We start from the raw sequence: 26618 nt of genomic DNA, 5'->3' as shown, positions 1-26618 counted from the left end.
GCAGCCCGGACAAACGCGATCAAGTATCATTATCATCTTGTTTTATCAAACTAACACTCGACTCCACATAACCGTGGCCGCGACGCAGATTTCACCAGCGACTACAGAAGTGCGTTCATTGCCGCAGGCAGGCTTGCACCCACTTTCGCACCTCGGCGTAGGGGTAATCCTCGAGCACCGCAAAACCTGGAATCGAGCGCGCCTTGAGCTTGGTGAACAGCGGCACGCTGAGGCCGCACAGAAACCGGGTCAGCCGTTCCGCTCCCGGAACCGTGCCGTTGTGCTGTTGGTGCCTGTGGATAAAGTCGCTACACAACGCCTCGAAATTTTTATCCACAAGCGCGGGCAGCGCCGGTGGCTCCGGTAGACGAGCCACCTGGCCATGGCACACCGAGCAATGCCCGCATTGCCGTGGTGCCTGGCTATCACCAAAGTACTGCGCCAGGCGATAGCCCAGGCACTGCTCGGTGGCGAACAGCTCGAGCATGGCGTGGATCCGGGCGATCTCGCTGCTTTCGTGCTGCTTGAAGTAATCGTGCAATTGTTGGCTCAAGGCCACGGCATCGCCCCCCGTTTCCAGCAGGTTGTAGACCTCGGTCATCTGCTTGCTTTCCAGCTCAATCCAGCCCCGCTCCTGGAAATAATCCAGGGCCTTCACCACCCGGTTACGTTCAGCCCGATGCTGCTGGTAAAGCGCGTCGAAATCCACCGTGGCCCAGGTCCGGGCGCGGCTGGAGGTCTCGATGATCGCCGCCACGAACGCTCGACGCTCGCCCTCGAAACGCGCCAGCAGCGCCTGCGGCTCTTCGAGAAACTTGAAGCGGTATTCGGCGAAGTAGGCATACCGCGGCGCGATCAGGCCACGCAGCTCCAGCTGCACCAGCAGCGTCTTGAGCGGCAGTTGGCGAATATTGCTCTGGTCCGCCAGCGGCCCCAGCAGGAACTCCCACTGCCCTTCGGGCACCGCCCCCTGCAGTTCCTCCAGAACGCAGCGAATGCCTTCCAGCTCCGGCGTATCGCCGTAGACGAAGTTCTCCAGCACGTTGAGGCTGTCGCGGTTGGCCAGCACCAGGCAGTCGGACGGCTTGCCGTCGCGCCCGGCGCGGCCGATTTCCTGGCTGTAGTTCTCGATGGACTTGGGCAGGTCGAAATGCACCACGTTGCGGATGTCGCTCTTGTCGATGCCCATGCCAAAGGCGATGGTGGCGACGATGCAATTGGACTGGCCGGCCATGAACCGGCGCTGGATGGCCTCGCGCTGCTCGTGAGGCAGGCCGGCGTGATAGGCCTCGGCCTGGATACCGTTACGACCCAGGTGTTCGGCGATGTGCTCGGCGGTTTTTTGCAAGGTGACGTAGACGATGCTCGGCTGCCCGGAGCGAGCGCCCAGCCACTCCACCAGACGCCGGCGCTTGTCCTGGCCACGCACCGGTTCCACCAACAGGTTGAGGTTGGGCCGGTAGAAGCCGGTGGTCACCACGTCCTCCGCGGCGATGGCGAATTTCGCCTGCATGTCGGCGATCACCTTGGGTGTGGCGGTAGCGGTCAGCAATAAGGTCTGGGGGATATTGAACTGGCGCTGGTAGTCCGGCAGCTTGAGGTAGTCGGGACGGAAGTTGTGGCCCCATTCGGAGATGCAGTGCGCCTCGTCCACCACCAGCAGGGAAATCCGCACCTGCTGCAGGAAGTTGCGAAAGCGTTCGTTCTTCAAGCGCTCCACCGAGATCATCAGGATCTTCAACTCGCCGGCCCGGGCTCGCGCCATGACGTTGTTGGCGTCGTCGCGACTCTGCACCGAATCGATGCTCGCCGCGGCGATGCCGTGCCGTTGCAGGAACGCCAGCTGGTCTTGCATCAGCGCCAACAATGGCGAGACCACCAGTGTCAGGTGCGGCAGCAGCAGCGCTGGCAACTGATAGCACAGCGACTTGCCGGACCCCGTGGGAAAGATCGCCGCCGCCGAGCGCCCGGCCAGCACCGCGCTGACCGCCGCCTCCTGGCCAGGACGAAACTGTGGATAACCGAAGACCTGTTCGAGGGTGTCGTGCATGAGCTGTCACTCCTTTGACCGCTGACGTGCCTTGCAGCCTGGCACAGCGGTCGGGAAAGGTCGGGAGAGGAAAGGATACGGGATGATACAGGGGGACGGAGAGCCGCGTATGGCGAGGGTTACGCGGTGTTTTTCAGGGTGTATCGCGAGCAATCGAGCGTCGACCGGCTGCTCCTACGTCGACCGCGTCGTCCCCTGTAGGAGCGAGCTTGCTCGCGATGGCGATTTCAGGTCATCACCGCGTCGCGCGACAATCCACCCACCTCACGCCATTGCTCTTGTTCGCGGCAATCAGCGCCGGCACCGCAGCAGGCGCCTTGTTGTGGATATCGTGGAACAAAATGATCCCCCGGCGCCATAGCAACATCAGCGTCTGCACCCGCTGGTTCGCCGCGCTGGCGCTGATCGATTTGCTCCAGTCCTGGGAGTCGATGCCCCAGAGCATCACCTTGATTCCCTGGGCCTTGAAAAATACCGCGCTGTCGCTCTGGCGCTGGCCATAAGGCGGGCGGAACAACGGCTGGTAGTCATCCGGCAACGTGCCGCGTACCAGGGTCACAGAGCGGGTGACGGATTGCTGCCATTCGCTCCAGGCGCTGTGAGACTTGTGCGCCCAGCCATGCAGGGCAACGCATTGGCCGCTGTACAACTCGCGCATCTTGGCCGGCGACGACTGGCGCAGGCGGGCTTGGAACGGCTCGCCCAAGACGAAGAACAGGCCATGCAGGTCGTTGGCCCGCAGTACGTTAGCCAGGGTATCGGTGTGCCCGCCCGCTGCCGTAGGACCGTCGTCGAAGGTCAGCAGGAACTGCCGGTCCGCCAGTTCGTCGCCCATGAGCTCGCTGCTGTCGAAACGCTCAATCTCGCTGCTGATCTTGGGAAACAGCGCGGCCAGGCGCAGTTGCTCGTTCAGGTACTGCTCATGAAACAGTCGGCTCGCCTGGGCCCACCCGTCGTAGGCCGGGCTGGTCGTTCCGGTAAAGCTCTGGGCCAGTTGTCGCAGGTCGTCCAGGTTGCGTACCGGCGGGCAGAAGATCGCGCCTGCGCAATTCTGGCTGGCGCTGTGGTAGCCGGCGAGCAAACGGATCCAGAAACGCTCGCGTACTTGCTCCACCGAATGATGGTCCAGGGTTTTGACGCCCAGGCGCTGCTGCAGGCTGGCATCGTCCAGAGCCTCACTGGCCAGCAGGGCCTTGCCGAACATCAGGATTTCCGCGCGCGAAGCGGTATCGAAGCCCGCCGCGGTGGCTAGCGAACCCGGCCAGGTGCTGCGGTCGAGGGTGGCGAACACCAGCGGACCGGCAGCCTGGGCAACGGCGGTCCACAGGGACAACATCAAGGCAACGAGCAAAACCCGCATGACACAACCTCCATAAATGCATAACGCGCCGGGGAACGGCGCGTTATGGGGTCCAACATCCGTGAATCAGCGGTTCTGTACGCGCTCGATGGCTTTGTCGTACACCGGATTGGCCTTTTGCTGCTTGGCCAACTGATAGTGCCGCAGGGCATCGGCGAACTGGCCGGCCGCTTCATAGATACGGGCAATGTTGTAGTAGGAGCTGGCGCGCACGGTGGCCGCCGAATTGCCGCTGGCCAGGGCGATGGCCTTGCGGTTGGCCCAGATCGACTCGGCGGTGTTGCCGGCCTTCTGATAAGCCAGGCCGAGGTTGCTGTAAGCCTGGCCGTAGCCGTTGTTCAGCTCGATGGCCTGGCGGTAGAAGTCGATGGCTTGCTGCAGGTTACCGGCGTGGTAAGCCTCTTCGCCTTTACGGTTCAGGGTTTTCGCATCGGCTTGCGCGCTGCTGCTGACGGCGACGGCCGCGACTTCCACTTTGTCGTCGAGCAACGGCGACACTTCGTTCAACACGTCCTGGGCGTCGACGGTCACGCCAGTCAGGGTGTTGATGTCCTGGAAGTCGCCGTTACCGGTCATGCGGAACACCGTCCACAGGTTGCCGCTGCGGTTCTGCGGCACGTAGTAGGTGCGCACCAGCGACTGGCCCATGTACACGAACACCTTGGCCTGGCTGGCGGAGAGCTGGCTGGAGTTCGGACGGGTCTGGTTGCTGTAGTCATGCACCGCGTACACGTAGCTTTCGCCGTAGTGTTTCTTTTCCAGGGTGATGGTTTCCGGGCCGTAGCTGTCGATATCGTCGACGTCCAGGTGGGCGTCATCGCCTTGCTGGTTGCGGAAGTAGATGTTGTTGCCCGGGAAGATCATGTGCGAATCGAGGTCGCTGGGGTTAGCGCCCCAGGTCAGCACCACCCGCAAACCGTCGAGGTTCTGCATCACCGGGCTGATGGCGTAGGTCATGCCGCTGCACGGGCACTTGACTACCAGGTTGGAATAGCCGGGTTTCTTGATGATCAGCAGGTTGCTGGCGTCATCGGCGAAGTCGGTATTGAGGGTCACCTGGCCTTGCGCATCGGTACGGCCGACCACGCTCTGCGCGCCATTGCGCTGCACCAGCACTTCGGCGTCAGCGATCTTCTGATCCTTGACCACCGCACTCAGCACCTCGACCGGCAGCTGCTGCGCCGTCACCGAAAACGCCAATGCCCACAACGAAAAAATCGAAGTCACGCGAAACAAGCGCATACCTAATTCCCTTTAAGTGTATGAAGTCGGCACCCAAGGGCGCCCGGCAGATTTGGCGGGCACGATACACAGAATTTTCGGGGTTTGCTCGCTAATCCATCGGGAAAGCGAGTGTCTGCGGGGATTCTTGAAATTTGCTGAGAAGTGGGGGATGACAGCAACTCCCAGGAAACGCTCAGCCATTTACTGTGAGCTGGAAGTCATAAGCCGAAATATCAAACTTCTTCCCTGAGATTTCCTCCAGCACCACCAGTTGAGCAGCACTCAGATCGTATCCCTCCCAACCTTGCTGCTCCACCGTCCACCCCATCAGGCGCTTGAGCTGCTCATCGCAACCAGCGGGTAGCCCCACTTCAAAGACCAAGCATTCGGTCTGCCTATCAAAGGCTTCAATCCGATACTCCATGAAACTCTGCTCCATGTCGTTTCAAGATGGGAGGCATAGATCTACGCACTGCACGACAGGAAAAACAGGTACTCCGGGCTGTGAAATTGGTGCCCTATCAGCTTCTCCAAATCAGCTATCTGCTCATCTGATAGCTCGTACTCATAGATCGGGTCATCAGGCTCTTGCCATTCCATCAACCCTGTTAGCTGCTCAAAGTTTTCCGAGGGAATCTCCACCTTAAAAGCCAGACGTTCCGTCGTTCTGTAAAATGCTCTGACTGAGTGTTTCATTTAGCCGTTCTCCGTTTAGGGTTGGGATTTTCCAATCCTTGCGACCACCCAACAGCGTCAGAGCACCGTAATTCGCCACCGCATCGGTCGGGATAAAGCCTGTCGGGGTGACGTAGTCGATAACTGCATCCGGCAGCTTGCACGACTTGGCGAATACGCAACCGGTAAGTACTGGTGGCGCCTCCACCCGCGGAGGCGGCAAGCGGTCTTCATAAGCTTGCTGGCGAGCGAGCATCTGCTCATAGTGCCGCTGCGCCTCATCCCGCTCGGCCAGCTCGCTCGCGGTCATCTTGCGCAAGCGGCGGTAGCCACCGCCGTCAGCGTCGTGGTGCTGCCATACCTGGGGCACATCATCCTTGTCACGGGGCATAGTCCTTTGCTCGGTCGCCTGAGGATCCCGGCCTTCAACCGGACCCTCACGTTAACCAGCGCAAGCGAAGCTGGCTGTCAGGCAAATCCGAGTTGCTCGAACGACTTTTCTTTTTCGTTCAACCCGACCGATTACTCCTAAACTGGAGGCCGACCGGCATCACCGACAAACCCTGCGGACACTCCACCATGCACCTCGCCCCCGGCTTCCCCGACGACCCGACCATGCGCCAGCTCATGCAGTTGCTGCACGAAGAAATCGGCCTACCCGAACGCAAGAGCATCAGCCTCAAGACCGCTATCAACCACGACCTGGGCTGCGACGGCGCGGACGCCGAACAGTTAGTGCAGCTGTTGGAAGAACAGTTCGCCATCGAGTTTATCGACTACGACGCCTACCGCTATTTCCAGCCCGAAGGCTACGACGTCTTCCTCAAGCGCCGGGCCAAGGGACGCGGCGACAAGCTCCCGCTGACCATCGGCATGCTGTACCGGGCGATCAAGGCCAAGTGTTGGGATACGCGGGAATTGGAAGGGGCCTGAGCGCCGTGCCGGCCCCTCGCCAGCCGGCAACGAAGCTTCACCCTCTATCGTCAAGGCGCCCCACTGCGCATTCACCCGTGCGATGACGCCCACAAAAAAGCCGCCCCTAAGGGCGGCTTCTCAAACCACTGACCCGACGCTTACAGCTTCGGACCGGCAGCCTTGATAGCGTCGCTCACGTCGAACTTCTTGAAGTTCTCGATGAACAGGCCGGCCAGGGCCTTGGCGGCTTCGTCGTAGGCAGCTTTGTCGGCCCAGGTGTTGCGCGGGTTGAGCAGGCCGGTTTCGACACCTGGTACGGCCAGTGGCACGTCCAGGTTGATGGTGTCCAGGTGCTCGGTCGCGGCACCGACCAGAGCGCCGCTCTGGATGGCAGCGATCACGCCACGGGTGGTCGGGATGTTGAAGCGTTTGCCGACGCCGTAGCCACCACCGGTCCAGCCGGTGTTGACCAGGTAGACCTTGGAGCCGAAGCCGCGGATGCGCTTGATCAGCAGCTCAGCGTATTCACCGGCAGGACGCGGGAAGAACGGTGCGCCGAAGCAGGTGGAGAACGTGGACTTGATGCCGCTGCCCGAACCCATTTCGGTCGAGCCCACCAGCGCGGTGTAGCCGGACAGGAAGTGGTAGGCGGCTTGTTCTTCGCTGAGGATCGACACCGGCGGCAGTACGCCGGTCAGGTCGCAGGTCAGGAAGATCACAGCGTTCGGCTCGCCGCCGAGGTTCTTCTCGGAACGCTTCTCGACGTGCTCCAGCGGGTAGGCGGCGCGGCTGTTCTGGGTCAGGCTGCCGTCGGCGTAGTCGGCCTTCTTGGCATCGTCCAGTACCACGTTTTCCAGCACGGCGCCGTGCTTGATGGCTTTCCAGATGACGGGCTCGTTCTTCTCGGACAGGTCGATGCACTTGGCATAGCAACCGCCTTCGATGTTGAACACCACGCCCTCGCCCCAGCCGTGTTCGTCGTCGCCGATCAGGTAGCGGCTTTCGTCGGCGGACAGGGTGGTCTTGCCGGTGCCCGACAGACCGAAGAACAGGGTCACGTCGCCTTCTTCGCCGATGTTGGCGGCGCAATGCATCGGCAACACGTCGGCGGCCGGCAGCAGGAAGTTCTGCACCGAGAACATGGCTTTCTTCATTTCACCGGCGTAACGCATGCCGGCGATCAGCACTTTCTTCTGCGCGAAGTTGAGGATCACGCAACCGTCGGAGTTGGTGCCGTCACGCTCTGGAACGCATTCGAAGTTGGCAACGTTGAGCACCTGCCACTCGTCACGGCCAGCCGGGTTGTACTGGACCGGATCGATGAACAGGCAACGGCCGAACAGGTTCTGCCAGGCAGTCTGGGTGGTCATCTTCACAGCCAGGTAGTGCTCTTCGGCAGCACCTACATGCACATGGGAAACGAAATGCTCTTGCGCGTTGTTGAACGCCTCGACGCGAGCCCACAGGGCATCGAACTTGTCGGCCGGGAACTTGCGGTTGATCGGGCCCCAGGCAATGGCGTCCTGGGTGGAAGGCTCTTCAACGATGAAACGGTCGACTGGCGAACGGCCGGTGCGGTGACCGGTTTCCACGACCAGCGCACCCGTATCGGCAAGCACGCCTTCACCGCGCTGCAGGGCTTCTTTGACCAGATCATCAACACTCAGATCGGTGTACACGGCGTTATTGGCTTGCGTCATGAGGTTCCCCGTCGGCCAGTGGCCGAGTGCTCCAAACGTTTTGTAGTAGAAACTCGCGCACTACTACCGCGAAAAAAGTGCGCCGGATTATGCCAGAAAAGCCCAAAAAGAGTAGGGCCCTCCCGTCAGAACGGCGTTAATCCGGCACTTGCCAGGTGATTTACCTGCGCTGAAACGTTTTAGTGACGAGTATCTGACGGTGACTCGACACCCGCTCCGGCGAACAACTGGCTGATATCGGCCGCATCGAACAGGTAGCGCTCGTTGCAGAACTGGCAATCGATCTCGATGCTGCCGCCGTGTTCGACCACCAGTTTTTGCGCATCTTCCAGGCCCAGGCTGACCAACGCATTGCCCGAACGCTCCCGTGAGCAGCTGCAGCGAAAACGCAACGACTGCACGTCGAACAGGCGCACGGCTTCTTCATGGTAAAGGCGATGGAGCACGGTTTCGTTGTCCAGGCTCAGCAATTCGTCGGCGCTCAGGGTACTGGCCAGCGCGGTGATGTGCTGCCAGCTGGCGGCGCGTTCTTCTTCGTCCTTGAGGCGGTCGGCCGGCAGTTGCTGCAACAGCAGGCCGCGGGCGCGACGACCGTCGGCGTGCAGCCAGAAACGGGTACCGGTCTGCTGGGACATGACGAAGTAGTTGGTGAAGCATTCCGACAGGGTCGCGCCGTCCAGGTCGACGATGCCCTGGTAGCGCTGGCCTTGTCTTGGGTCGACGGTCAGGGCCAGTACGCCATTGGGCATCATGTCGGCCAGGGTCGCATCCGGCGCGATCTGCTCAGCGTCGTAACGGGCCAGGCCGCGGATCTCGCGCTCGCTGGAGCACTCGATCATCAGCAACGGCACCGGGCCTTCGGAACGCGCCTGGAGAATCAGCAAGCCATCGAACTTCAGGGTGCCGACCAGCAGCGCGGCGGCCGCCATCAGCTCGCCGAGCAACTGCGCGACCGGCTCCGGGTAAGCGTGTTTGGCAAGGACTTCGGCATAGCTGAGTTCCAACGCCACCAGCTCGCCGCGGGTGTCGCTCTCATCGAAGATGAAGCGTTGGGTGAAGTCGGTATCCGGCAAATGAGTCATAGGTTTGGGTATCTGAAATGATGACAAAATAGTTACAAGACATGAAAATCGTATTTTTGCACTATAACGGTGCGCGATTTTCTGCCATTGGAGGCATTTTATGAACAATCCGGGTTTGTTCCAAGCAAGGTGGAACCTCGGCAAGCTGGCGCTGTGCAATTTACTCCCCCTGGCACTGTTGGGTTTCTGGTTATGGCCAAACGGACAGATGCTTTGCACGATGTTCGACGAATGGTTGTTCCGCCTGCTGAATACTCCCCTTGCGAGCAACTCCACCTGGCTGCATATCTGGGCCGTGGCCAGCCTGCGGCCTTTCGACGCGGTGGTCGGGCTGATTCTGCTGACCCTTTTGATTCGCGGCGACTGGGTGTTCAAGGCCGTGGACGTACGCCGAGCCTTTTTCGGCTTCCTGTCGATCCTGGTGCTGATGCTGATTATCCGCCTGCTGTTTTCCAAGCTCGCCGATACCCTGGGCTGGCAGCATGACAGCCCGTCAATAATGCTCGAGGGCGCTGTGCGCATGAGCGACTACTTCCCGTCCTGGGAAAAGGCCTGGGAGCTCAAAGACCGCTCCCGCCAGAGCTTCCCCGGCGACCACGCCTCGGTGCTGCTGATCTGGGGATTGTTCATGGGAATTTTCAGCCGTAGCGTCGGCCAGTTCCTGGTGATCTGGGGCCTGACCCTGCTGTTCATGATGCCGCGCCTGGTGGCCGGCGCGCACTGGGGGCAGGACGACTATATCGGCGGCGTGCTGCTGGCGGTCTGGGCCCTCGGCTGGGGCTACTACACCCCATACGCGGCCAAGGCCTCGAACTTCCTGATGCGCGTCACCGACCCGCTGTTCAATCTGCTGGGCAAGCTACCGGTGGTGTCGCGCCTGAGTGTGGTGCGGGCGGCCTGACTGGGCGTGCTGCTGTCTCGCGTCTTTGCCGCTGATCGCGGGCAAGCTCGCTTCTACAGGAAGTTTGAGCGCATGCGCCGTCTGGGTAGGAGCCCACTTGCTGGCGATTGAGCCCGCAGGGCGCAGAGGGCCAAGGGTCTATTCGCTGCTGCGGAACTTGAACAAGTCGCGCCTCTGCTTCTTGGTCGGCTTGCCGTCAGTACTCACGCCCAGGGCGCCGGCCTTGCGCAGCGCCGCGGCGTTTTCCCGCTTGGCGATGCTGGCCGCGGTTTCCTCGTAGAGAGTCTGCGCTTGCGGCGCGCCACGCCGCACGATCGACAGCGCCTGGACCACCACGGTGCGCTCGTCGAAACCGGTACGTATCTCGTACTCGTCGCCAACCCTCGGCTCCTTGCCCGGCTTACAGCGCTCGCCGCGGTGATGCACCTTGCCGCTCTCGATGGCGGCCTTGGCCAGCGCGCGGGTCTTGTAGAAGCGCGCCGCCCACAGCCATTTATCCAGACGGACCTTGTCGTCGTCCTCGGCCTTTTGTGCCATGGCATTTCCTCATTCTGAAATATTTTCGAACTGTACTACCGTTTCTCTCGTGCCATGAATGACGATGGCTCGGTTTAGAATGCGAGACTCCACAGTCGCCCGTCCGGGGGCTGGGAACCGGGCCTTAGATATCTGTCGCCTTTTACCCATTATTCTGCGTGAATACCGCGAATTCGGCCGCTCGACGGCGCGAGCGGGTTCCCCAGCGGTTGAGCACATTTGAAGACATTTGACCATTTGACCGTCGTGGGTCTGCGCGAGTGGGTGGCGCTCCCGGATCTGGGAGTCGCCGGCCTGCGCGCCAAGATCGATACCGGCGCCAGCACCTCCAGCCTGCACGCCACCGAAATCGAGCCGTTCCAGCGCGACGGCGAGCAATGGGTGCGCTTCAACGCGCATCTGGGCAGCGTGGTGCAATTGCGTCACCGGCGCTGCGAAGCGCCGCTGGTGGCGATGAAAACCATCAAGAGTTCCAACGGCCAGGCCCAGGTGCGCTATGTGATCAGCACTACCCTGGCGCTCGGCGACCGGGTGTGGCGGGTGGAGTTCACCCTCGCCTGCCGCAAGGCCATGCGCTATCGCCTGCTACTGGGCTCCAAAGCCCTGATCGACGGCCAGCTGGTGGTCAATCCGGGGATCAAATACGTTCAAGACAAACCGGTGTTCCCGGTGTCCACTACCTCTGCCACAGGTGTTGCATGAAGATCGCTGTGCTGTCGCGTAACCCGCGTCTGTATTCCACTCGTCGCCTGGTCGAAGCCGGTACCGAGCGTGGCCATGAAATGGTGGTGGTCGATACCCTGCGCGCCTATATGAACATCGCCAGCCACAAGCCGCAGATCCACTATCGCGGCAAGCCGCTGGAAGGTTTCGACGCGGTGATTCCGCGGATCGGCGCCTCGGTGACGTTCTACGGCTGCGCGGTGCTGCGCCAGTTCGAAATGATGGGGGTGTTCCCGCTCAACGAGTCGGTGGCCATCGCCCGCTCGCGGGACAAGCTGCGCTCGCTGCAACTGCTGTCGCGGCGCGGCATCGGCCTGCCGGTGACCGGTTTCGCCCACTCGCCGGACGACATCCCCGACCTGATCGAGATGGTCAACGGCGCGCCGCTGGTGATCAAGGTGCTGGAAGGCACCCAGGGCATTGGCGTGGTGCTGTGCGAAACCGCCACCGCGGCGGAGTCGGTGATCGAGGCCTTCATGGGCCTGAAGCAGAACATCATGGTCCAGGAGTACATCAAGGAAGCCGGCGGCGCCGACATCCGCTGCTTCGTGGTCGGCGACAAGGTGATCGCCGCGATGAAGCGCCAGGCCAAGCCCGGCGAGTTCCGCTCCAACCTGCACCGCGGCGGCAGCGCCAGCCTGATCAAGATCACCCCGGAAGAACGCATGACCGCCCTGCGCGCGGCCAAGGTCATGGGCCTGAGCGTGGCCGGCGTGGACATCCTGCGCTCGAACCACGGGCCGCTGGTGATGGAGGTGAATTCCTCACCGGGCCTGGAAGGCATCGAGACCACCACCGGCAAGAACGTGGCGGGGATCATCATCGAGCACATCGAGAAGAACGGCGGGCCAAACATGACCCGGACCAAAGGCAAGGGTTGAGTTGTAGCCGCTGCCGCAGGCTGCGATCGGCTGCGTAGCAGACGCAGCATTCGCAAATCGAGCGAAGGTCCTGCGGCCCTTATCGCAGCCTTCGGCAGCGGCTACAGGTCAAACCGCATCCCTGGGCAGTAGCAGCCCCAACGGCAAGCGCACCCGCGCTTCCAGCCCACCGTCGGCGCGGTTGCGCAGTTCGACGTTGCCGCCGTGCATCGAGGCGATTCGCTTGACGATCGCCAGGCCCAGGCCAGTGCCCTTGCCGCCCCGGGCACGGTCGCCGCGGGTGAAGGGGTTGAAGATCGCCTCCAGCTCCGATGGATCGATGCCCGCGCCGCGGTCCATCACGCTCAGCACCACATAAGGCGCACTGGTGTCGCCCGACACATAGGCCGCCACTTCGACGTCGGTGCCGGCGTGGTTCAAGGCGTTGCCGATCAGATTGTTCAACAGGCGCTTCATCGAGACCCGACGCAGCGGAAACGGCGGGATCGGCTCCAGGCGCAGGCGCACCTGCTCCTCGTTCTGGTTGTAGGGCGCCGCCACTTCGCGCACCAGGTCGCTGAGGTCGACCTCCTCCACCGACTCGTCGCGACCGTCGCGGATAAAGGCCAGGAACTGATCGAGGATCGCGTCCATGTCTTCGATGTCGCGGACCATGTCGTCGGTCAGGTCGGTGTGGTCGCCCATCAGCTCCAGGGACAGGCGCAGGCGGGTCAACGGCGTGCGCAGGTCGTGGGACACCCCCGCCAGCATCAACTCGCGTTCGCGACCGGCTTGTTCCACGTCCTCGGCCATCTGGTTGAAGGCGCGGTACACCTCGGTCATCTCGCTCGGCGTATCGCTGATCGGCAGGCGCACACTGCGGCCCTGGCCCAGTTGCCGGGCGGCATAGACCAGGCGCTTCAACGGTTGGTTGAGCTGGCTGACGAAGATCCACGCCGAGGCCGTGGACAACAGGCCGATGGCCAGGAACCAGCCCAGCACGCTCCAGATCTTCTGGCCCCGCAGCGGGTGCGGATACAACGGCACTTTCAGCCAGCCATCGCCTAGGCTCGGCGCGCGCACCCAGAGCGCCGGCGGCGCATGCATGCGCAAGCGGACTTCGGTGTCGGCGCCCAGTTCGGCCTGCATCTGCCGCTGATAGATCTCGCTATACGGCCAATGCTGCTCGCCCGCCGGCACACCGCTGCCGACCACCTTGATCAGCCCCGCGGCCTCGGCGATCTGGTCGCGGTTGGACTCGTCGGCGGCCCAATAGGCGCGCAGGGTCAGGGCCACGCCGTGGCTGTACTGGCGGTCCACCAGCACGTCCTCGTTCATCAGCAGATAAACCAGGGTCAGCGCCTTGGAGAACAGCACCACGATCAGCACCAGCCACAGGGTGCGGGAGAAGAAACTCTGGGGGAACCACAGCGGGGTTTTCATAACAGCCAATACACACTTTGCAGGAGCGAGCCACGCTCGCAGCGTTGCGGAATGCGAACGCCCGGGTCAACGGCCCGGGCGCTCGCTCCTACAAATCACCGATCACTTGGTCGCGGTGCCGTCCGGCACGAACACATAACCCACGCCCCAGACCGTCTGGATATACCGCGGCTTGGACGGATCGGGCTCGATCATCCGGCGCAGGCGAGAGATCTGCACGTCGATGGAACGCTCCAGGGCATCCCACTCGCGGCCGCGGGCCAGGTTCATCAGCTTGTCGCGGGTCAGCGGCTGACGGGCGTTCATCACCAGCGCCTTGAGCACCGCGAACTCACCGGTGGTGAGCATGTGCACTTCTTCGCCGCGCTTGAGTTCGCGGGTGGCCAGGGACAGCTCGTAGTCGCCGAAGGTGACGTTCTCGTCTTCGCTGCCCGGCGCGCCCGGCACCGGGGCCGACTGGCGACGCAACACGGCCTTGACCCGCGCCATCAGCTCGTCGGGGTTGAACGGCTTGGCCAGGTAATCGTCGGCGCCCAGTTCCAGGCCCTTGATCCGGCTCAGCTCGTCACCCTTGGCGGTCAGCATGATGATCGGGATCTGGTTGTTCGCGCTGCGCAGGCGGCGGCATGCGGTCAGGCCGTCTTCGCCAGGCAGCATCAGGTCGAGGACGACCAGGTTGAATACTTCGCGGCCCAGCAGACGGTCCATCTGCTCGGTGTTGGGAACCGCGCGGGCACGGTAGCCCTTGCTGACGAAAAAGCGCTCCAGCAGGCTGCTCAGCCCCGGGTCGTCGTCAACAATCAGAATTTTTTCGCCTTCAGCAGTTTGTGCGGTGCTGCTCATCGGATGCTCCTTTTATCTCGGTGCGCATTATGGCGTAGCTGCCGTTATACGCACCGTGTGCATTGTTAGCAGATTTTTCCTCAATCGCCAGAAAACCCGCCGTCGGCCGGCGCCCTCCGATGCTCCTCAAGTCCGGAACGCTGGTTATAATGCGCCGCCTTTTGTGTCAGGCAACCTCTTATCGTTATCGCCCGCGGCCCCTTTTTATTTTTCCCGGCCAGGCAGTAATTGTTCGATTTCACGGGTCAACAGGCTGCCTTTTGATCCAGGTAGCGGCGCATGCCAGGCCGCTCAACCAGACTCGCCGAGCCCAATGCTCCGTGCCGGCGGGCCTGCTTTCACAATTTGTCAGGTGGTTTTATGGACAGCATCAACAGCCGCATTGCCGAGGAACTCGGCGTACGCCCACAACAGGTCGAAGCGGCCGTCGCTCTATTGGATGAAGGCTCCACCGTGCCCTTCATCGCCCGCTACCGGAAGGAAGTGACCGGCAGCCTCGATGACACCCAGTTGCGTCATCTGGAAGAGCGCCTGCGCTACCTGCGAGAACTCGACGAGCGGCGCGCCAGCATCCTCGCCAGCATCGAGGAACAAGGCAAGCTGACCCCGGAGCTGGCCCGCGACATCAAGCTCGCCGACACCAAGACCCGCCTCGAAGACCTCTACCTGCCGTACAAGCAGAAGCGCCGCACCAAGGGCCAGATCGCCCTGGAAGCCGGCCTCGGCGAACTGGCGGACGGCCTGTTCAACGACCCGAACCTGGCCCCGGAAAGCGAAGCCGCGCGCTTCGTCGACGCCGAAAAAGGCGTGGCCGACGTCAAGGCGGCGCTCGAAGGCGCCAAGTACATCCTCATGGAACGCTTCGCCGAAGACGCGAGCCTCCTGGACAAGCTGCGCAACTACCTCAAGCAGGAAGCCACCCTCAGCGCCCGCGTGATCGCCGGCAAGGAAGAGGAAGGCGCCAAGTTCCGCGACTACTTCGAGCACGACGAGCCGCTGAAAAGCATGCCGTCGCACCGCGCCCTGGCGATTTTCCGCGGCCGCAACGAAGGCATCCTCAGCTCCGCGCTGAAAGTCGGCGACGAGCTGCCGGGCACCATGCACCCGTGCGAAGGCATGATCGGCCAGCAAGTCGGCATCCAGAACCAGAACCGCGCGGCGGACAAATGGCTCGGCGAAGTGGTGCGCTGGACCTGGAAGGTCAAGCTCTACACCCACCTGGAAACCGACCTGCTGGGCGAGCTGCGCGACGGCGCGGAAACCGAGGCGATCAACGTCTTCGCCCACAACCTGCACGACCTGCTGCTGGCCGCGCCGGCCGGCCCGCGCGCCACCCTGGGCCTGGACCCGGGCCTGCGCACCGGCTGCAAGGTCGCGGTGGTGGATGCCACCGGCAAACTGCTGGACCACGCCACCGTCTACCCGCACGTGCCGCACAACAAGTGGGACCAGACCCTCGCCGTGCTGGCCGCCCTGTGCGCCAAGCATTCGGTGGACCTGATCGCCATCGGCAACGGCACCGCCAGCCGCGAGACCGACAAGCTGGCCGCCGACCTGATCAAGCAATACCCGGCCATGCGCATGACCAAGGTCATGGTCTCCGAGGCTGGCGCCTCGGTGTACTCGGCCTCGGAACTGGCGGCCAAGGAATTCCCCGACCTGGACGTGTCGATCCGTGGCGCGGTGTCCATCGCCCGCCGCCTGCAGGACCCTTTGGCCGAGCTGGTGAAGATCGATCCGAAATCCATCGGCGTCGGCCAGTACCAGCATGACGTGTCGCAGTTGAAGCTGGCACGCGGCCTGGACGCGGTGGTCGAGGACTGCGTGAACGCCGTCGGCGTGGACGTGAACACCGCCTCCGTGGCGCTGCTGGCGCGGATCTCCGGCCTCAACACCACCCTGGCGCAGAACATCGTCAGCCACCGCGATGAAAACGGTGTGTTCAAGACCCGCGCCGCGCTGAAGAAGGTCGCCCGCCTGGGCGAGAAGACCTTCGAACAGGCCGCCGGCTTCCTGCGTGTGATGAACGGCGACAACCCGCTGGACGCCTCCGCGGTGCACCCTGAGGCTTATCCGCTGGTGCAACGCATCGCCGCCGAAACCGACCGCGACATCCGCTCGCTGATCGGCGACAGCGGCTTCCTCAAGCGCCTGGACCCGAAGAAGTTCACCGACGAGACTTTCGGCCTGCCGACCGTCACCGACATTCTCCAGGAACTGGACAAGCCCGGCCGCGACCCGCGCCCCGAGTTCAAGACCGCCGAGTTCCAGGAAGGCGTCGAAGACCTCAAGGACCTGCAACTGGGGATGATCCTCGAAGGCGTGGTGACCAACGTCACCAACTTCGGCGCCTTCGTCGACATCGGCGTGCATCAGGACGGCCTGGTGCATATCTCCGCGCTATCGGAGAAATTCATCAAGGACCCGCGCGAGGCGGTGAAGGCCGGCGACGTGGTCAAGGTCAAGGTCATGGAAGTCGACATTCCGCGCAAACGCGTGGGCCTGTCGATGCGCATGAGTGACACCCCGGGCGAGAAAATCGACGGCGCCCGCGGTTCGCGTCCAGGTTCGGCGCCGCGCTCTTCCCAGGGCAACGCTCCACGCAAGGAAACCACGGCCGCGGCGCCAAGCAACAACGCCATGGCCTCGCTGTTCGCCAACGCCAAACAGTTGAAGAAACGCTGATGGAAATCCCTGCCGGCCTGACCGAAAGCGCCTTCAGCCAATTGCTCGGCTGCCGCCTGCAACGCCTGGAAACAGGCGAGGCGGACGTCGCCCTGGCGCTGACCCCGCAGTTGCGCAATCGCGGCCAGAAGCTGCATGGCGGGGCGATCTTCAGCCTGGTGGACATTGCCATGGGGCTGGCCTGTTCCAGCTCCCACGGTTTCGACCAGCAGAGCGCGACCATCGAGTGCAAGATCAACTACATCCGCGCGGTGGCCGAAGGCGAGGTGCTGTGCCGCGCCAAGGTCATCCACCCCGGCCGCCGCACCCTGGTGGTCGAGGCCGATGTGGTGCAGGGCGACAAACTGATCGCCAAGGCACAAGGCACGTTCGCGGTCCTCTGAGGCCCCGGTTGGCGACAGCCGCGACGCAAACTCATCCGGTAGCGACGCGGCCCGCCCCCGAACAGCGACAAACCTAGCTCCGCGCCCTCGATTTGAGTTAATTTCGGCGCTGCGAAAGCGGCGTCGGAGTTTTCCGCGTGCGCCAAAACCAGATTCAGGGATGAAGCGTGGTGCTTGCAAAACGGGCCGAGACGGCTCAACGACCAGGCGAAAACGCCAGTTTCAACTTCACCCTTGTAGACCGTCCTGCCCACCCCCATATTGGGGCGACTGACGCGTGAAGGAATCCAACTTGAGCGAACTTCTCAACCGCCGCCTGGCCCTGCTCGGCGAGCGCGCCAACCTCTCTCTGCTCGAGCAGTGCCTGCACGGTATCGAGCGCGAATGCCTGCGCGTGACCGGCGAGGCGCGCCTGGCGCAGACCCCGCACCCGGAAGAGCTGGGTTCCGCGCTGACCAACGAACAGATCACCACCGATTATTCCGAGTCGCTGCTGGAATTCATCACCCCGGCCCTGGCCGATCCGGCCGACACCCTGGCCAGCCTCGACAAGATCCACCGCTTCGCCTACAGCAAGCTCGGCAACGAGTACCTGTGGAGTCCATCGATGCCGTGCCCGTTGCCGGCCGAGGAAGACATCCCGATCGCCTACTACGGCACCTCCAACATCGGCCGCCTCAAGTATGTCTACCGCCAGGGCCTGGCCCTGCGCTACGGCAAGACCATGCAGTGCATCGCCGGGATCCACTACAACTTCTCCCTGCCGGAGAAACTCTGGCCGCTGCTCAAGCAGGCCGAAGGGTTCGTCGGCAGCGACCGCGACTATCAGTCCTCGGCCTATATCGCGCTGATCCGCAACTTCCGCCGCTACAGCTGGCTGTTGATGTACCTGTTCGGCGCTTCGCCGGCGCTGGACGCAGGCTTCCTGCGTGGGCGCTCGCACCAGCTGGAACAACTGGACGCCGAGACCCTGTACCTGCCGTACGCCACGAGCCTGCGCATGAGCGACCTGGGCTACCAGAGCAACGCCCAGGCCGGCCTGACCCCTTGCTACAACGACCTGAACAGCTACACCGACAGCCTGCGCAAGGCCGTCGCCACGCCGTACGCGCCTTACGTGGAGATCGGCACCCACCAGGACGGCGAGTGGGTCCAGCTCAACACCAACATCCTGCAGATCGAAAACGAGTACTACTCCAACATCCGCCCGAAACGCGTGACCTACACCGGCGAGCGGCCGATCCAGGCGCTGATGGCCCGGGGCATCCAGTACGTCGAAGTGCGCTGCCTGGACATCAACCCGTTCCTACCGATGGGCATCGACGTGCAGGAGGCGCGCTTCCTCGACGCCTTCCTGCTGTATTGTGCGCTCAACGAGAGCCCGCTGCTGGAGAACAACGAGTGCGGCAACGCCACCTCGAACTTCCTCAGCGTGGTCAAGGAAGGACGCCGCCCGGGGCTGCAACTGCAGCGCCAGGGGCAGCCGGTGGAGCTCAAGGAGTGGGCCGGCGAATTGCTGGAGAAGATCGCGCCGCTGGCCGCCCTGCTCGACCGCAGCCAGGACAGCGATGCCCACAGCAAGGCGCTGGACGCCCAGTTGGACAAGGTCAAGGACCCGTCCCTGACCCCTTCGGCCCAGGTCCTGGCCGCCATGCAGGAGCACAAGGAAAGCTTCAGCCAGTTTTCCCTGCGCCAGAGCCTGGCCCACGCCGAGTTCTTCCGCAGCGAGCCCCTGAGCAAGGAAGACCAGGCGCGCTTCGAGGAAGCGGCGCGCAACTCGCTGCAACAACAGGCCGAGCTGGAACAGAACGAAGTCGGCGACTTCGATGTGTTCGTCGGCTCGTACCAGGCGAGCATCCTGGCGATCAGCAATTAAGCCAAGCGCCTGCGGCGCTTATCGCGGGCAAGCCTCGCTCCTACAGAATCATACGGCCCCTGTAGGAGCGAGCTTGCTCGCGATGGAGCGCAAAGCGCTCCCTCCCGGCAAAACGCCCTCATTAGAACATTCCCCTTTTAAGCTAATTCCAAAAAGTTATTTATTTCAGAGTTCTTAGATCATTTAGTCTCCTTACACGCCCCACACCCGGCCGCCTGTCTTGAGGAGCTTCACAATGAAACTGCACGCCCCCCTTCGCCTGCTGGCGGCCGCATCGCTGGCCACCGCGAGCTTCTTCGCCCAGGCCGCCGACGTCACCGTCGCCTACCAGACCACCGTCGATCCGGCGAAAGTCGCCCAGGCCGACGGCACCTACGAAAAGGTCACCAAGGCCAACATCGACTGGCGCAAATTCGACAACGGCGCCGACATCATCGCCGCCATCGCCTCCGGCGACGTGCAGATCGGCTACCTGGGTTCCAGCCCGCTGACCGCCGCGATCACCCGCAAGGTACCGGTGCAAACCTTTCTGATCGCCACCCAGATCGGCGCCGCCGAGGCCCTGGTGGCCCGTGACGGTTCCGGGATCAAGACGCCCCAGGACCTGGTCGGCAAGAAGGTCGCCGTGCCGTTCGTTTCCACCGGCCACTACAGCCTGCTGGCCGCGCTCAAGCACTGGAACATCGATCCGGCGAAAGTCCAGGTCCTCAACCTCGCGCCACCGGCGATCATCGCCGCCTGGAAGCGCGGCGACATCGACGCCACCTACGTCTGGGACCCGGCGTTGGGCGTGGCCAAGGAAAACGGCAAGGTGCTGATCACCTCCGGCGAACTGGCCAAGTTCGGCGCGCCGACCTTCGACGCCTGGATCGTGCGCAAGGACTTCGCCGAGAAGCACCCGGAAATCGTCACCGCCTTCGCCAAGGTGACCCTGGATGCCTATGCCGACTACCGCAAGGACCCGGCCGCCTGGCTGGCCAACCAGGGCAACGTCGACAAGCTGGTGAAGCTGTCCGGCGCCAAGGCCAGCGACATCCCGCTGCTGTTGCAGGGCAACGTCTACCCGCTGGCCGCCGACCAGATCAGCAGCCTCGGCGCGCCGACCACCCAAGCGATCACCGACACCGCGGCGTTCCTCAAGGAGCAAGGCAAGGTCGAAGCGGTGCTGCCGGACTACGCGCCTTACGTCAGCGCCCGGTACATCACCCAGTAAAGGCCTGCCGCTGGAGTCGCCGGGCACTGGCCCGGCGTTCTTCGTCACGCTTGGCGCCGCGGTAACCGCTGCATCTGTAAAAAGGCATCTATAAAGGAGAGCCGTCATGGCTTTGCTACAACTGGAGCGCATCAGCGCACAGTACCCCGGCGCCGCCGAACCGGTGCTGGCGGATATCTCCCTGACGCTCGGCCCCCGGCAACTGCTGGTTGCCCTCGGCCCTTCCGGCAGCGGCAAGACATCACTGCTGAACCTGATCGCCGGCTTCGTCGCCCCCAGCGCCGGACGCATCACCCTGGATGGCGTACCCGTCGCCGGCCCCAGCGCCGAACGCGGCGTGGTGTTCCAGGACGATGCCCTGCTGCCCTGGCAAAACGTGCTGGCCAACGTTGGCTTCGGCCTCGAACTGGCCGGCGTCGCCCGTGAGCAGCGTGAGGCCCGGGCCCGGGAGATGCTGGCGCTGGTGGACCTGGCCGGCTTCGACACGCGGCGCATCTGGCAGCTGTCCGGCGGCCAACGCCAGCGCGTCGGCCTGGCCCGGGCCCTGGCCGCCGACCCGCGCGTATTGCTGATGGACGAACCTTTCGGCGCCCTCGATGCCTTCACCCGCGAGCAGATGCAGGAGCTGTTGCTGCAAGTCTGGCGCCGCACCGCCAAGCCGGTGTTCCTGATTACCCACGACATCGAAGAAGCGGTGTTCCTCGCCACCGAGCTGATCCTCCTGGCGCCCAACCCGGGGCAGATCGTCGAGCGCCTGAGCCTGGACTTCGGCCAGCGCTATGCGGCCGGCGAGTCGGCGCGGGCGATCAAGTCCGACCCGCGCTTCATCGAAACCCGCGAACACGTGCTGGCCCGGGTGTTCTCCCAACGCAGCGCCGCCTCGCGGCAGGAGCCCGCATGAGCAGCTATGACCTTCCGGCCGCCACGGCCAAAACCACCACCGCGCCCACGGCGCTGCCTGTGCGTCGCAGCCTGAGCACGCGCTGGATCAGCGTCCTGACCCTGGTCGTGCTGCTCGCGCTGTGGTGGGCAGTGACCGCCAGCGGGCTGATCGAGCCGCTGTTCCTGCCGTCGCCCGGCGCCGTGCTGCAAAAAGGCTGGCTGCTGGCGACCAGCGGCTATATGGATTCCACCTTGTGGCAGCACCTGGGCGCGAGCCTCGGGCGCATCGGCCTGGCCCTGGGCTTTGCCGTGCTGACCGCGATTCCGGTGGGCATCGCCATCGGCCACAACCGCATCGCCCGTGGCGTGCTGGACCCGCTGATCGAGTTCTACCGGCCGATTCCGCCCCTGGCCTACCTGCCGCTGATCGTCATCTGGTGCGGCATCGGCGAGCTGTCCAAGGTGCTGCTGATCTACCTGGCGATCTTCGCGCCGATCGCCATCGCCACCGCGACCGGCGTACGCACCGTGGACCCGGTCCGGCTGCGCGCCGCGCAGTCCCTGGGCGCGACCCGGGCCCAGCTGATTCGCCATGTGATCCTGCCCAGCGCCCTGCCCGACATCCTCACCGGCGTGCGCATCGGCCTCGGCGTGGGCTGGTCGACCCTGGTCGCCGCCGAACTGATCGCCGCCACCAGCGGCCTGGGCTTCATGGTGCAGTCCGCCGCGCAGTTCCTGGTCACCGACGTGGTGGTACTGGGAATCCTGGTCATCGCCCTGATCGCCTTCGCCATGGAAATGGGCCTGCGCGCCCTGCAACGCAAGCTGGTGCCCTGGCATGGCCAGGGCCATTGAAACCCTGTAGCGGGCATATTTTTACCGAAAAAGCTGACCACGCCGGCAATTCGGCGCCCTAATCCGAGAACGACCATGAGCCTGACCGTCACCCCTTTAAGCTCCGCCCTGGGCGCCCAGATCGGCGGCGTCGATATCCGCCAGCCGCTGGACGCCGAACAGCGCGACGCCATCGAACAGGCGCTGCTCCAGCATCAGGTGCTGTTCTTGCGCGACCAATCGATCTCGCCGCAGCAACAAGCGCGCTTCGCGGCCAATTTCGGCGACCTGCATATCCATCCGATCTACCCCAACGTGCCGGAACAACCGCAGGTGCTGATCCTCGACACCGCCGAAACCGATGTGCGCGACAACGCCATCTGGCACACCGACGTGACTTTCCTGCCGACCCCGGCCCTGGGCGCGGTGCTCAGCGCCAAGCTACTGCCGGCCTACGGCGGCGATACCCTGTGGGCCAGCGGCATCGCGGCCTTCGAGGCGCTTTCGGAGCCGATGAAGAAGCTGCTGCAAGGGCTGACCGCGACCCACGACTTCATCAAGTCCTTTCCGCTGGAGCGCTTCGGCAATACCCCCGAGGACCTGGCGCGCTGGGAAGAAACCAAGCGGAAAAACCCGCCGCTGTCGCACCCGGTGATCCGCACCCACCCGGTCAGCGGACGCCAGTCGCTGTTCGTCAACGAAGGCTTCACAACGAAGATCAACGAGCTGTCGGACAGCGAAAGCGAGGTCATCCTCAAACTGCTGTTCGCCCATGCCACCCGCCCCGAATTCACCCTCCGCTGGCGCTGGCAAACCAACGACGTGGCCTTCTGGGACAACCGCGTGACCCAGCATTACGCGGTCGACGACTACCGCCCGCAGCGCCGCGTGATGCACCGCGCGACGATTCTGGGGGATGCGCCGTTTTTCAAAGAGCTCCCGTAGCGCATGGCCCGCATAGAGCGGGCCACCCAGACGACCAGCGGTTGCTCGCCTCCGCCAACTCGCCGTTATGCTATCAATGATTGCATTGATTTCATCCGGAGGAGCCCATGGCCAGCCTTACCATCCGCAATCTGGACGACCAGATCAAAGAGCGCCTGCGTATCGAGGCCGCCCACAACGGTCATTCCATGGAAGAAGAAGCCCGACTGATCCTGCGCCGCGCCCTGAGCCGCACGACCGACGGCCAGGGCCTGGGCAGCCGCATCCGCACACGTTTTGCCGCGACCGGCGGGGTGGAACTGGAACTGCCCGAGCGCACCGAGCCGGCCCGCGCAGCGGACCTGAACGAATGATCGTGCTCGATACCAACGTGCTGTCAGAACTGATGCGTCCTCAACCGGATGCCTCGGTGCTGCTGTGGATCGAGTCGCAACCCATCGAAGACCTCTATATCAGCGCCATGACCATGGCCGAGATTCTCCACGGCATCGCGCGCCTGCCCCACGGCAAACGCAAGCAGACGCTGCATGCCTCGGCGCTGGCCATGTTCGAGGAAGACTTCATCGACCGCATCATGCCCTTCGGCACCCAGGCCGCGCTGTACTACGCGCACCTGATCTCGCACCGGGAAAAGTCGGGCCGTCCGATCAGCCTGGTGGATGCGCAGATTGCAGCGATCTGCCGGGTCCACGACGCCGCCATCGCCACCCGCAATACCAGGGACTTCGCCGACACCGGGCTGATCGTTATCAACCCCTGGTTGCCGCTCGAGGGTTGAGCGACTGCTTGGCAGTCATCGCGAGCAAGCTCGCTCCTACAGGATTCTGTCGGACCTTGTAGGAGCGAGCGTGCTCGCGATGCGGCCCGAAGGGCCGCGTGCCGGCCTCACTCCGCCGTCGAGGGTTTCTCCCACAGATTGATCCCGCCTTCCTGGGCAAAGCGGTCGATTTGCGCCAGCTCTTCGGCGCTGAAGCTCAGGTTACGCAACGCGCCGACGTTCTCGACAATCTGCTCCGGGCGGCTGGCGCCGATCAGCGCCGAGGTCACCCGCGGGTCACGCAGGGTCCAGGCCAGGGCCAGTTGCGCCAGGCTCTGGCCGCGGCTTTTGGCGATCTCGTTCAAGGCCCGTACATGGGCGATATTGGCCTCGGACAGGTGCGAGGCTTGCAACGAACCGCCGCCCGGGCGGTTGACCCGCGCATCCTCGGGAATGCCATTGAGGTACTTGTCGGTCAGCAGGCCCTGGGCCAACGGCGTAAAGGCGATCACCCCGGCGCCGAGCTCGTCGGTGGTGTCCAGCAGGTCCTTTTCCACCCAGCGGTTGAGCAGGTTATAGGCCGGCTGATGGATCAGCAGCGGCACCTTCCATTCCTTGAGCAGGGCGGCGATTTCGCGGGTTTTAACCCCGGAGTAAGACGAGATGCCGATGTACAGCGCCTTGCCCTGCTGCACCGCGGTGGCCAGGGCGCTGGCGGTTTCTTCCAGCGGCGTGTCCGGGTCGAAACGGTGGGAATAGAAGATATCCACATAGTCCAGGCCCAGGCGCTGCAGGCTCTGGTCGAGGCTGGCCAGCACGTACTTGCGCGAACCGCCGCCCTGGCCATAGGGACCGGGCCACATGTCCCAGCCGGCCTTGCTGGAGATGATCAACTCGTCGCGGTAGTGCTTGAAGTCTTCGCGCAACAGGCGCCCGAAGTTGATCTCGGCGCTGCCGTAGGGCGGGCCGTAGTTGTTGGCCAGGTCGAAGTGGTTGATGCCCAGGTCGAAGGCGGTGCGCAGCAGCGCGCGCTGGGTGTCGATCGGCGTGCTGTCGCCGAAGTTGTGCCACAGGCCCAGGGACAGCGCCGGCAGCACCAGGCCGCTGCGCCCGACGCGGCGGTAGGGAATGGAGTCGTAACGGTTTTCGGCAGCGATATACGTCATCAGATCCTCTCTCATTGGCGGGACTATGTGTGGGGTAAAGCCTTCAGGTCCTGCGGACCTTATCGCGAGCAAGCTCGCTCCTACAGAGGGAGCGCAATCCTGTAGGAGCGAGCGTGCTCGCGATCGACCGCGCAGCGGTCGTCTATCTATGCAAAACGGTTCTTCGGTCGCGCCAGCCCCAGGTTCTCGCGCAACGTCTTGCCTTCGTATTCGGTTCTGAACAACCCGCGGCGCTGCAGTTCCGGAACCACGGCATCGGCAAAGTCCTGCAACCCGCCCGGCAGGTGCGGGACCAGCACGTTGAAACCGTCCGCCGCGCCCTCCTCGAACCAGCTCTGCAACTCGTCGGCGATCTGCGTCGGCGTACCGATCAGGCTGTAATGCCCGCGGCCGCCGGCGATTTTCCGCCCCAGCTCGGCCAGGCTCAGGTTGTCCTGGCCGGCCAGTTCGGTCAGCAGTTTCTGCCGGCTTTGCTGACCGCTTTCGGTCAACGGCAATTCGGGTAGCGGGCCGTCCAGCGGGTACGGCGACAAGTCGAAGTTGCCCAGCATACGCCCAAGCAAGGCCACGCCAACCTCGGGTTCGACCCACTGCTGAAACGATTCATATTTTTCCCGGGCTTCGCTTTCGCTCTGCCCCACCACCACGAACACCCCGGGCATGACTTTCAACGAATCGGCCTCGCGCCCGTAGCGCGCAAGGCGGCCCTTGAGGTCGGCGTAAAACGCCTGGGCGCCGGCCAGCGAAGCCTGGGCGGTGAACACCACGTCGGCGGTCTGCGCCGCCAGTTCGCGCCCGGCTTCGGAGGAGCCGGCCTGGACGACCACCGGGTGGCCCTGGGGCGGGCGCGCCACATTCAGCGGCCCCTTGACCCGGAAGTGTTCGCCCTGGTGATCCAGCACGTGCAGCTTGTCCGGGTCGTAGTACAGGCCGCTGGCCTTGTCGCGGACGAAGGCGTCGTCCTGCCAACTGTCCCAGAGCCCGGTGACCACCTCATGGAACTCGCGGGCACGGCGGTAGCGCTCGGCGTGGCCAAGATGCTGTTCGAGACCGAAATTCTGCGCTTCGGCCGCATTATCGGAAGTCACCAGATTCCAACCCGCTCGACCGCCCGACAGGTGATCCAGCGAAGCGTACTTACGTGCTACGTGGTACGGTACGTTATAGCTCGTAGTACTAGTGGCAATCAGCCCAATATGCGCGGTGACGACGCTGAGGGCGGCCAATAAAGTCAAGGGTTCAAACTGGTCGGAACGCGCCATCCTGCTGGCCCCGGGGCCTATGGCGGCAGCCACGCTGTCGGCCAGGAACAGCGCGTCGAACTTCGCGTCTTCAGCGATCCGGGCCAATTGCCGGTACGCAAAAAAGTCTAGTCCAGCATCCGCTGGTACGTACGGATGCCGCCAGGCGGCAACGTGATGACCGGTCGCCATCAGGAAGGCGCCGAGCTTGAGTTGGCGAGGAGCTTGGGGCATGGGCGGGTCCTTGGAGCATGTGGACGGGTTCAGGCGGGGGGCGAGCCTGGGTGCGCTATCGCGAGCAAGCTCGCTCCTACAAGGGGGGC

At 63.6% G+C, this 26618-nt stretch carries 25 protein-coding genes; 13 read left to right on the top strand and 12 right to left on the bottom strand.

Annotated elements, in window-relative coordinates:
• Positions 1 to 115 precede the first annotated feature (115 nt).
• The 5 genes from BTN82_RS00965 to BTN82_RS00940 all read right to left on the bottom strand — a co-directional run bounded on the left by BTN82_RS00965 (position 116) and on the right by BTN82_RS00940 (position 5700).
• Positions 116 to 2050 (bottom strand): ATP-dependent DNA helicase RecQ, encoded by a 1935-nt coding sequence (locus BTN82_RS00965; protein WP_075117317.1) that lies wholly within the window; start codon positions 2048 to 2050, stop codon positions 116 to 118.
• 235 nt (positions 2051 to 2285) lie between these two features.
• The gene (locus BTN82_RS00960; RefSeq protein WP_075117316.1) at positions 2286 to 3410 is read right to left on the bottom strand and encodes a polysaccharide deacetylase family protein; all 1125 of its coding nucleotides are present in this window, start codon (positions 3408 to 3410) and stop codon (positions 2286 to 2288) included.
• Between the two features lie 66 nt (positions 3411 to 3476).
• Positions 3477 to 4652, bottom strand: coding sequence for a tetratricopeptide repeat protein (locus BTN82_RS00955; RefSeq protein WP_075117315.1), 1176 nt, complete (start codon positions 4650 to 4652; stop codon positions 3477 to 3479).
• 175 nt (positions 4653 to 4827) lie between these two features.
• Positions 4828 to 5058, bottom strand: coding sequence for a hypothetical protein (locus tag BTN82_RS00950; protein ID WP_075117491.1), 231 nt, complete (start codon positions 5056 to 5058; stop codon positions 4828 to 4830).
• Between the two features lie 219 nt (positions 5059 to 5277).
• On the bottom strand, positions 5278 to 5700 hold the full coding sequence (locus tag BTN82_RS00940) for a hypothetical protein (RefSeq protein ID WP_315969259.1): 423 nt from the start codon (positions 5698 to 5700) through the stop codon (positions 5278 to 5280).
• A gap of 188 nt (positions 5701 to 5888) precedes the next feature.
• Between BTN82_RS00940 and BTN82_RS00935 the strand changes: the two genes are divergently transcribed.
• Positions 5889 to 6242: a DUF1493 family protein gene (locus BTN82_RS00935; RefSeq protein ID WP_075117313.1), complete on the top strand. Its 354-nt coding sequence runs from the start codon at positions 5889 to 5891 to the stop codon at positions 6240 to 6242.
• A 140-nt stretch (positions 6243 to 6382) separates the two neighbouring features.
• On the opposite strand, the gene BTN82_RS00930 is transcribed toward BTN82_RS00935, so the two are convergent.
• Both BTN82_RS00930 and hslO read right to left on the bottom strand, forming a co-directional pair.
• The gene (locus BTN82_RS00930) at positions 6383 to 7924 is read right to left on the bottom strand and encodes a phosphoenolpyruvate carboxykinase (protein ID WP_075117312.1); all 1542 of its coding nucleotides are present in this window, start codon (positions 7922 to 7924) and stop codon (positions 6383 to 6385) included.
• A gap of 179 nt (positions 7925 to 8103) precedes the next feature.
• Positions 8104 to 9006, bottom strand: a complete 903-nt coding sequence (gene hslO, locus BTN82_RS00925) for an Hsp33 family molecular chaperone HslO (protein ID WP_075117311.1) — start codon at positions 9004 to 9006, stop codon at positions 8104 to 8106.
• Between the two features lie 100 nt (positions 9007 to 9106).
• Between hslO and BTN82_RS00920 the strand changes: the two genes are divergently transcribed.
• Positions 9107 to 9907 (top strand): phosphatase PAP2 family protein, encoded by an 801-nt coding sequence (locus tag BTN82_RS00920; RefSeq protein ID WP_075117310.1) that lies wholly within the window; start codon positions 9107 to 9109, stop codon positions 9905 to 9907.
• A gap of 138 nt (positions 9908 to 10045) precedes the next feature.
• Here the strand turns inward: BTN82_RS00920 and BTN82_RS00915 are convergent, their stop codons facing one another.
• Positions 10046 to 10444, bottom strand: a complete 399-nt coding sequence (locus tag BTN82_RS00915) for an RNA-binding S4 domain-containing protein (protein ID WP_075117309.1) — start codon at positions 10442 to 10444, stop codon at positions 10046 to 10048.
• Between the two features lie 219 nt (positions 10445 to 10663).
• Between BTN82_RS00915 and BTN82_RS00910 the strand changes: the two genes are divergently transcribed.
• Both BTN82_RS00910 and rimK read left to right on the top strand, forming a co-directional pair.
• Positions 10664 to 11146 (top strand): ATP-dependent zinc protease, encoded by a 483-nt coding sequence (locus BTN82_RS00910; RefSeq protein WP_075117308.1) that lies wholly within the window; start codon positions 10664 to 10666, stop codon positions 11144 to 11146.
• Positions 11143 to 12048 (top strand): 30S ribosomal protein S6--L-glutamate ligase, encoded by a 906-nt coding sequence (rimK, locus tag BTN82_RS00905; protein ID WP_007931744.1) that lies wholly within the window; start codon positions 11143 to 11145, stop codon positions 12046 to 12048. Before BTN82_RS00910 ends, rimK begins: the two co-directional genes overlap by 4 nt.
• A 108-nt stretch (positions 12049 to 12156) precedes the next feature.
• On the opposite strand, the gene BTN82_RS00900 is transcribed toward rimK, so the two are convergent.
• Together BTN82_RS00900 and ompR are read right to left on the bottom strand one after the other, a co-directional pair.
• A complete protein-coding gene (locus BTN82_RS00900; RefSeq protein WP_075117307.1) occupies positions 12157 to 13470 on the bottom strand; it encodes an ATP-binding protein in 1314 nt (437 codons plus the stop codon).
• 102 nt (positions 13471 to 13572) lie between these two features.
• Complete coding sequence (gene ompR / locus BTN82_RS00895; protein ID WP_075117306.1) at positions 13573 to 14313, bottom strand: two-component system response regulator OmpR; 741 nt, start codon at positions 14311 to 14313, stop codon at positions 13573 to 13575.
• A 360-nt stretch (positions 14314 to 14673) separates the two neighbouring features.
• Between ompR and BTN82_RS00890 the strand changes: the two genes are divergently transcribed.
• From BTN82_RS00890 to BTN82_RS00850, 9 genes are all read left to right on the top strand, one after another.
• Positions 14674 to 16998 carry a Tex family protein gene (locus BTN82_RS00890; RefSeq protein ID WP_075117305.1) on the top strand — a complete coding sequence of 775 codons (2325 nt, stop codon included), beginning with the start codon at positions 14674 to 14676 and terminating at the stop codon, positions 16996 to 16998.
• Positions 16998 to 17381, top strand: a complete 384-nt coding sequence (locus tag BTN82_RS00885; protein ID WP_075117304.1) for a PaaI family thioesterase — start codon at positions 16998 to 17000, stop codon at positions 17379 to 17381. The genes BTN82_RS00890 and BTN82_RS00885 overlap by 1 nt, the downstream gene beginning before the upstream one ends.
• A gap of 292 nt (positions 17382 to 17673) precedes the next feature.
• Positions 17674 to 19257, top strand: coding sequence for a glutamate--cysteine ligase (gshA, locus tag BTN82_RS00880; protein WP_075117303.1), 1584 nt, complete (start codon positions 17674 to 17676; stop codon positions 19255 to 19257).
• A 235-nt stretch (positions 19258 to 19492) separates the two neighbouring features.
• On the top strand, positions 19493 to 20470 hold the full coding sequence (gene tauA / locus BTN82_RS00875; RefSeq protein ID WP_075117302.1) for a taurine ABC transporter substrate-binding protein: 978 nt from the start codon (positions 19493 to 19495) through the stop codon (positions 20468 to 20470).
• 106 nt (positions 20471 to 20576) lie between these two features.
• Positions 20577 to 21371, top strand: coding sequence for a taurine ABC transporter ATP-binding subunit (gene tauB, locus BTN82_RS00870; RefSeq protein WP_075117301.1), 795 nt, complete (start codon positions 20577 to 20579; stop codon positions 21369 to 21371).
• The gene (gene tauC / locus BTN82_RS00865) at positions 21368 to 22207 is read left to right on the top strand and encodes a taurine ABC transporter permease TauC (protein WP_075117300.1); all 840 of its coding nucleotides are present in this window, start codon (positions 21368 to 21370) and stop codon (positions 22205 to 22207) included. The genes tauB and tauC overlap by 4 nt, the downstream gene beginning before the upstream one ends.
• A 75-nt stretch (positions 22208 to 22282) precedes the next feature.
• A complete protein-coding gene (gene tauD, locus BTN82_RS00860; protein WP_075117299.1) occupies positions 22283 to 23131 on the top strand; it encodes a taurine dioxygenase in 849 nt (282 codons plus the stop codon).
• Positions 23132 to 23238: 107 nt separating this feature from the next.
• A complete protein-coding gene (locus BTN82_RS00855) occupies positions 23239 to 23484 on the top strand; it encodes a FitA-like ribbon-helix-helix domain-containing protein (protein ID WP_075117298.1) in 246 nt (81 codons plus the stop codon).
• The gene (locus BTN82_RS00850; protein WP_075117297.1) at positions 23481 to 23909 is read left to right on the top strand and encodes a type II toxin-antitoxin system VapC family toxin; all 429 of its coding nucleotides are present in this window, start codon (positions 23481 to 23483) and stop codon (positions 23907 to 23909) included. Before BTN82_RS00855 ends, BTN82_RS00850 begins: the two co-directional genes overlap by 4 nt.
• Positions 23910 to 24016: 107 nt before the next feature.
• Here BTN82_RS00850 and mgrA read toward each other — a convergent pair whose 3' ends face one another.
• Both mgrA and BTN82_RS00840 read right to left on the bottom strand, forming a co-directional pair.
• On the bottom strand, positions 24017 to 25054 hold the full coding sequence (mgrA, locus tag BTN82_RS00845) for an L-glyceraldehyde 3-phosphate reductase (RefSeq protein WP_075117296.1): 1038 nt from the start codon (positions 25052 to 25054) through the stop codon (positions 24017 to 24019).
• A 146-nt stretch (positions 25055 to 25200) separates the two neighbouring features.
• On the bottom strand, positions 25201 to 26529 hold the full coding sequence (locus tag BTN82_RS00840) for an LLM class flavin-dependent oxidoreductase (protein WP_075117295.1): 1329 nt from the start codon (positions 26527 to 26529) through the stop codon (positions 25201 to 25203).
• Between the last annotated feature and the right edge of the window lie 89 nt (positions 26530 to 26618).

This window comes from Pseudomonas chlororaphis, assembly GCF_001921865.1.
GTDB classification, from domain to species: Bacteria; Pseudomonadota; Gammaproteobacteria; order Pseudomonadales; family Pseudomonadaceae; genus Aquipseudomonas; species Aquipseudomonas chlororaphis_D.
The sequence above is the reverse complement of the archived record's forward strand: the minus strand, read 5'-3'. Positions and strand labels throughout refer to the sequence as shown.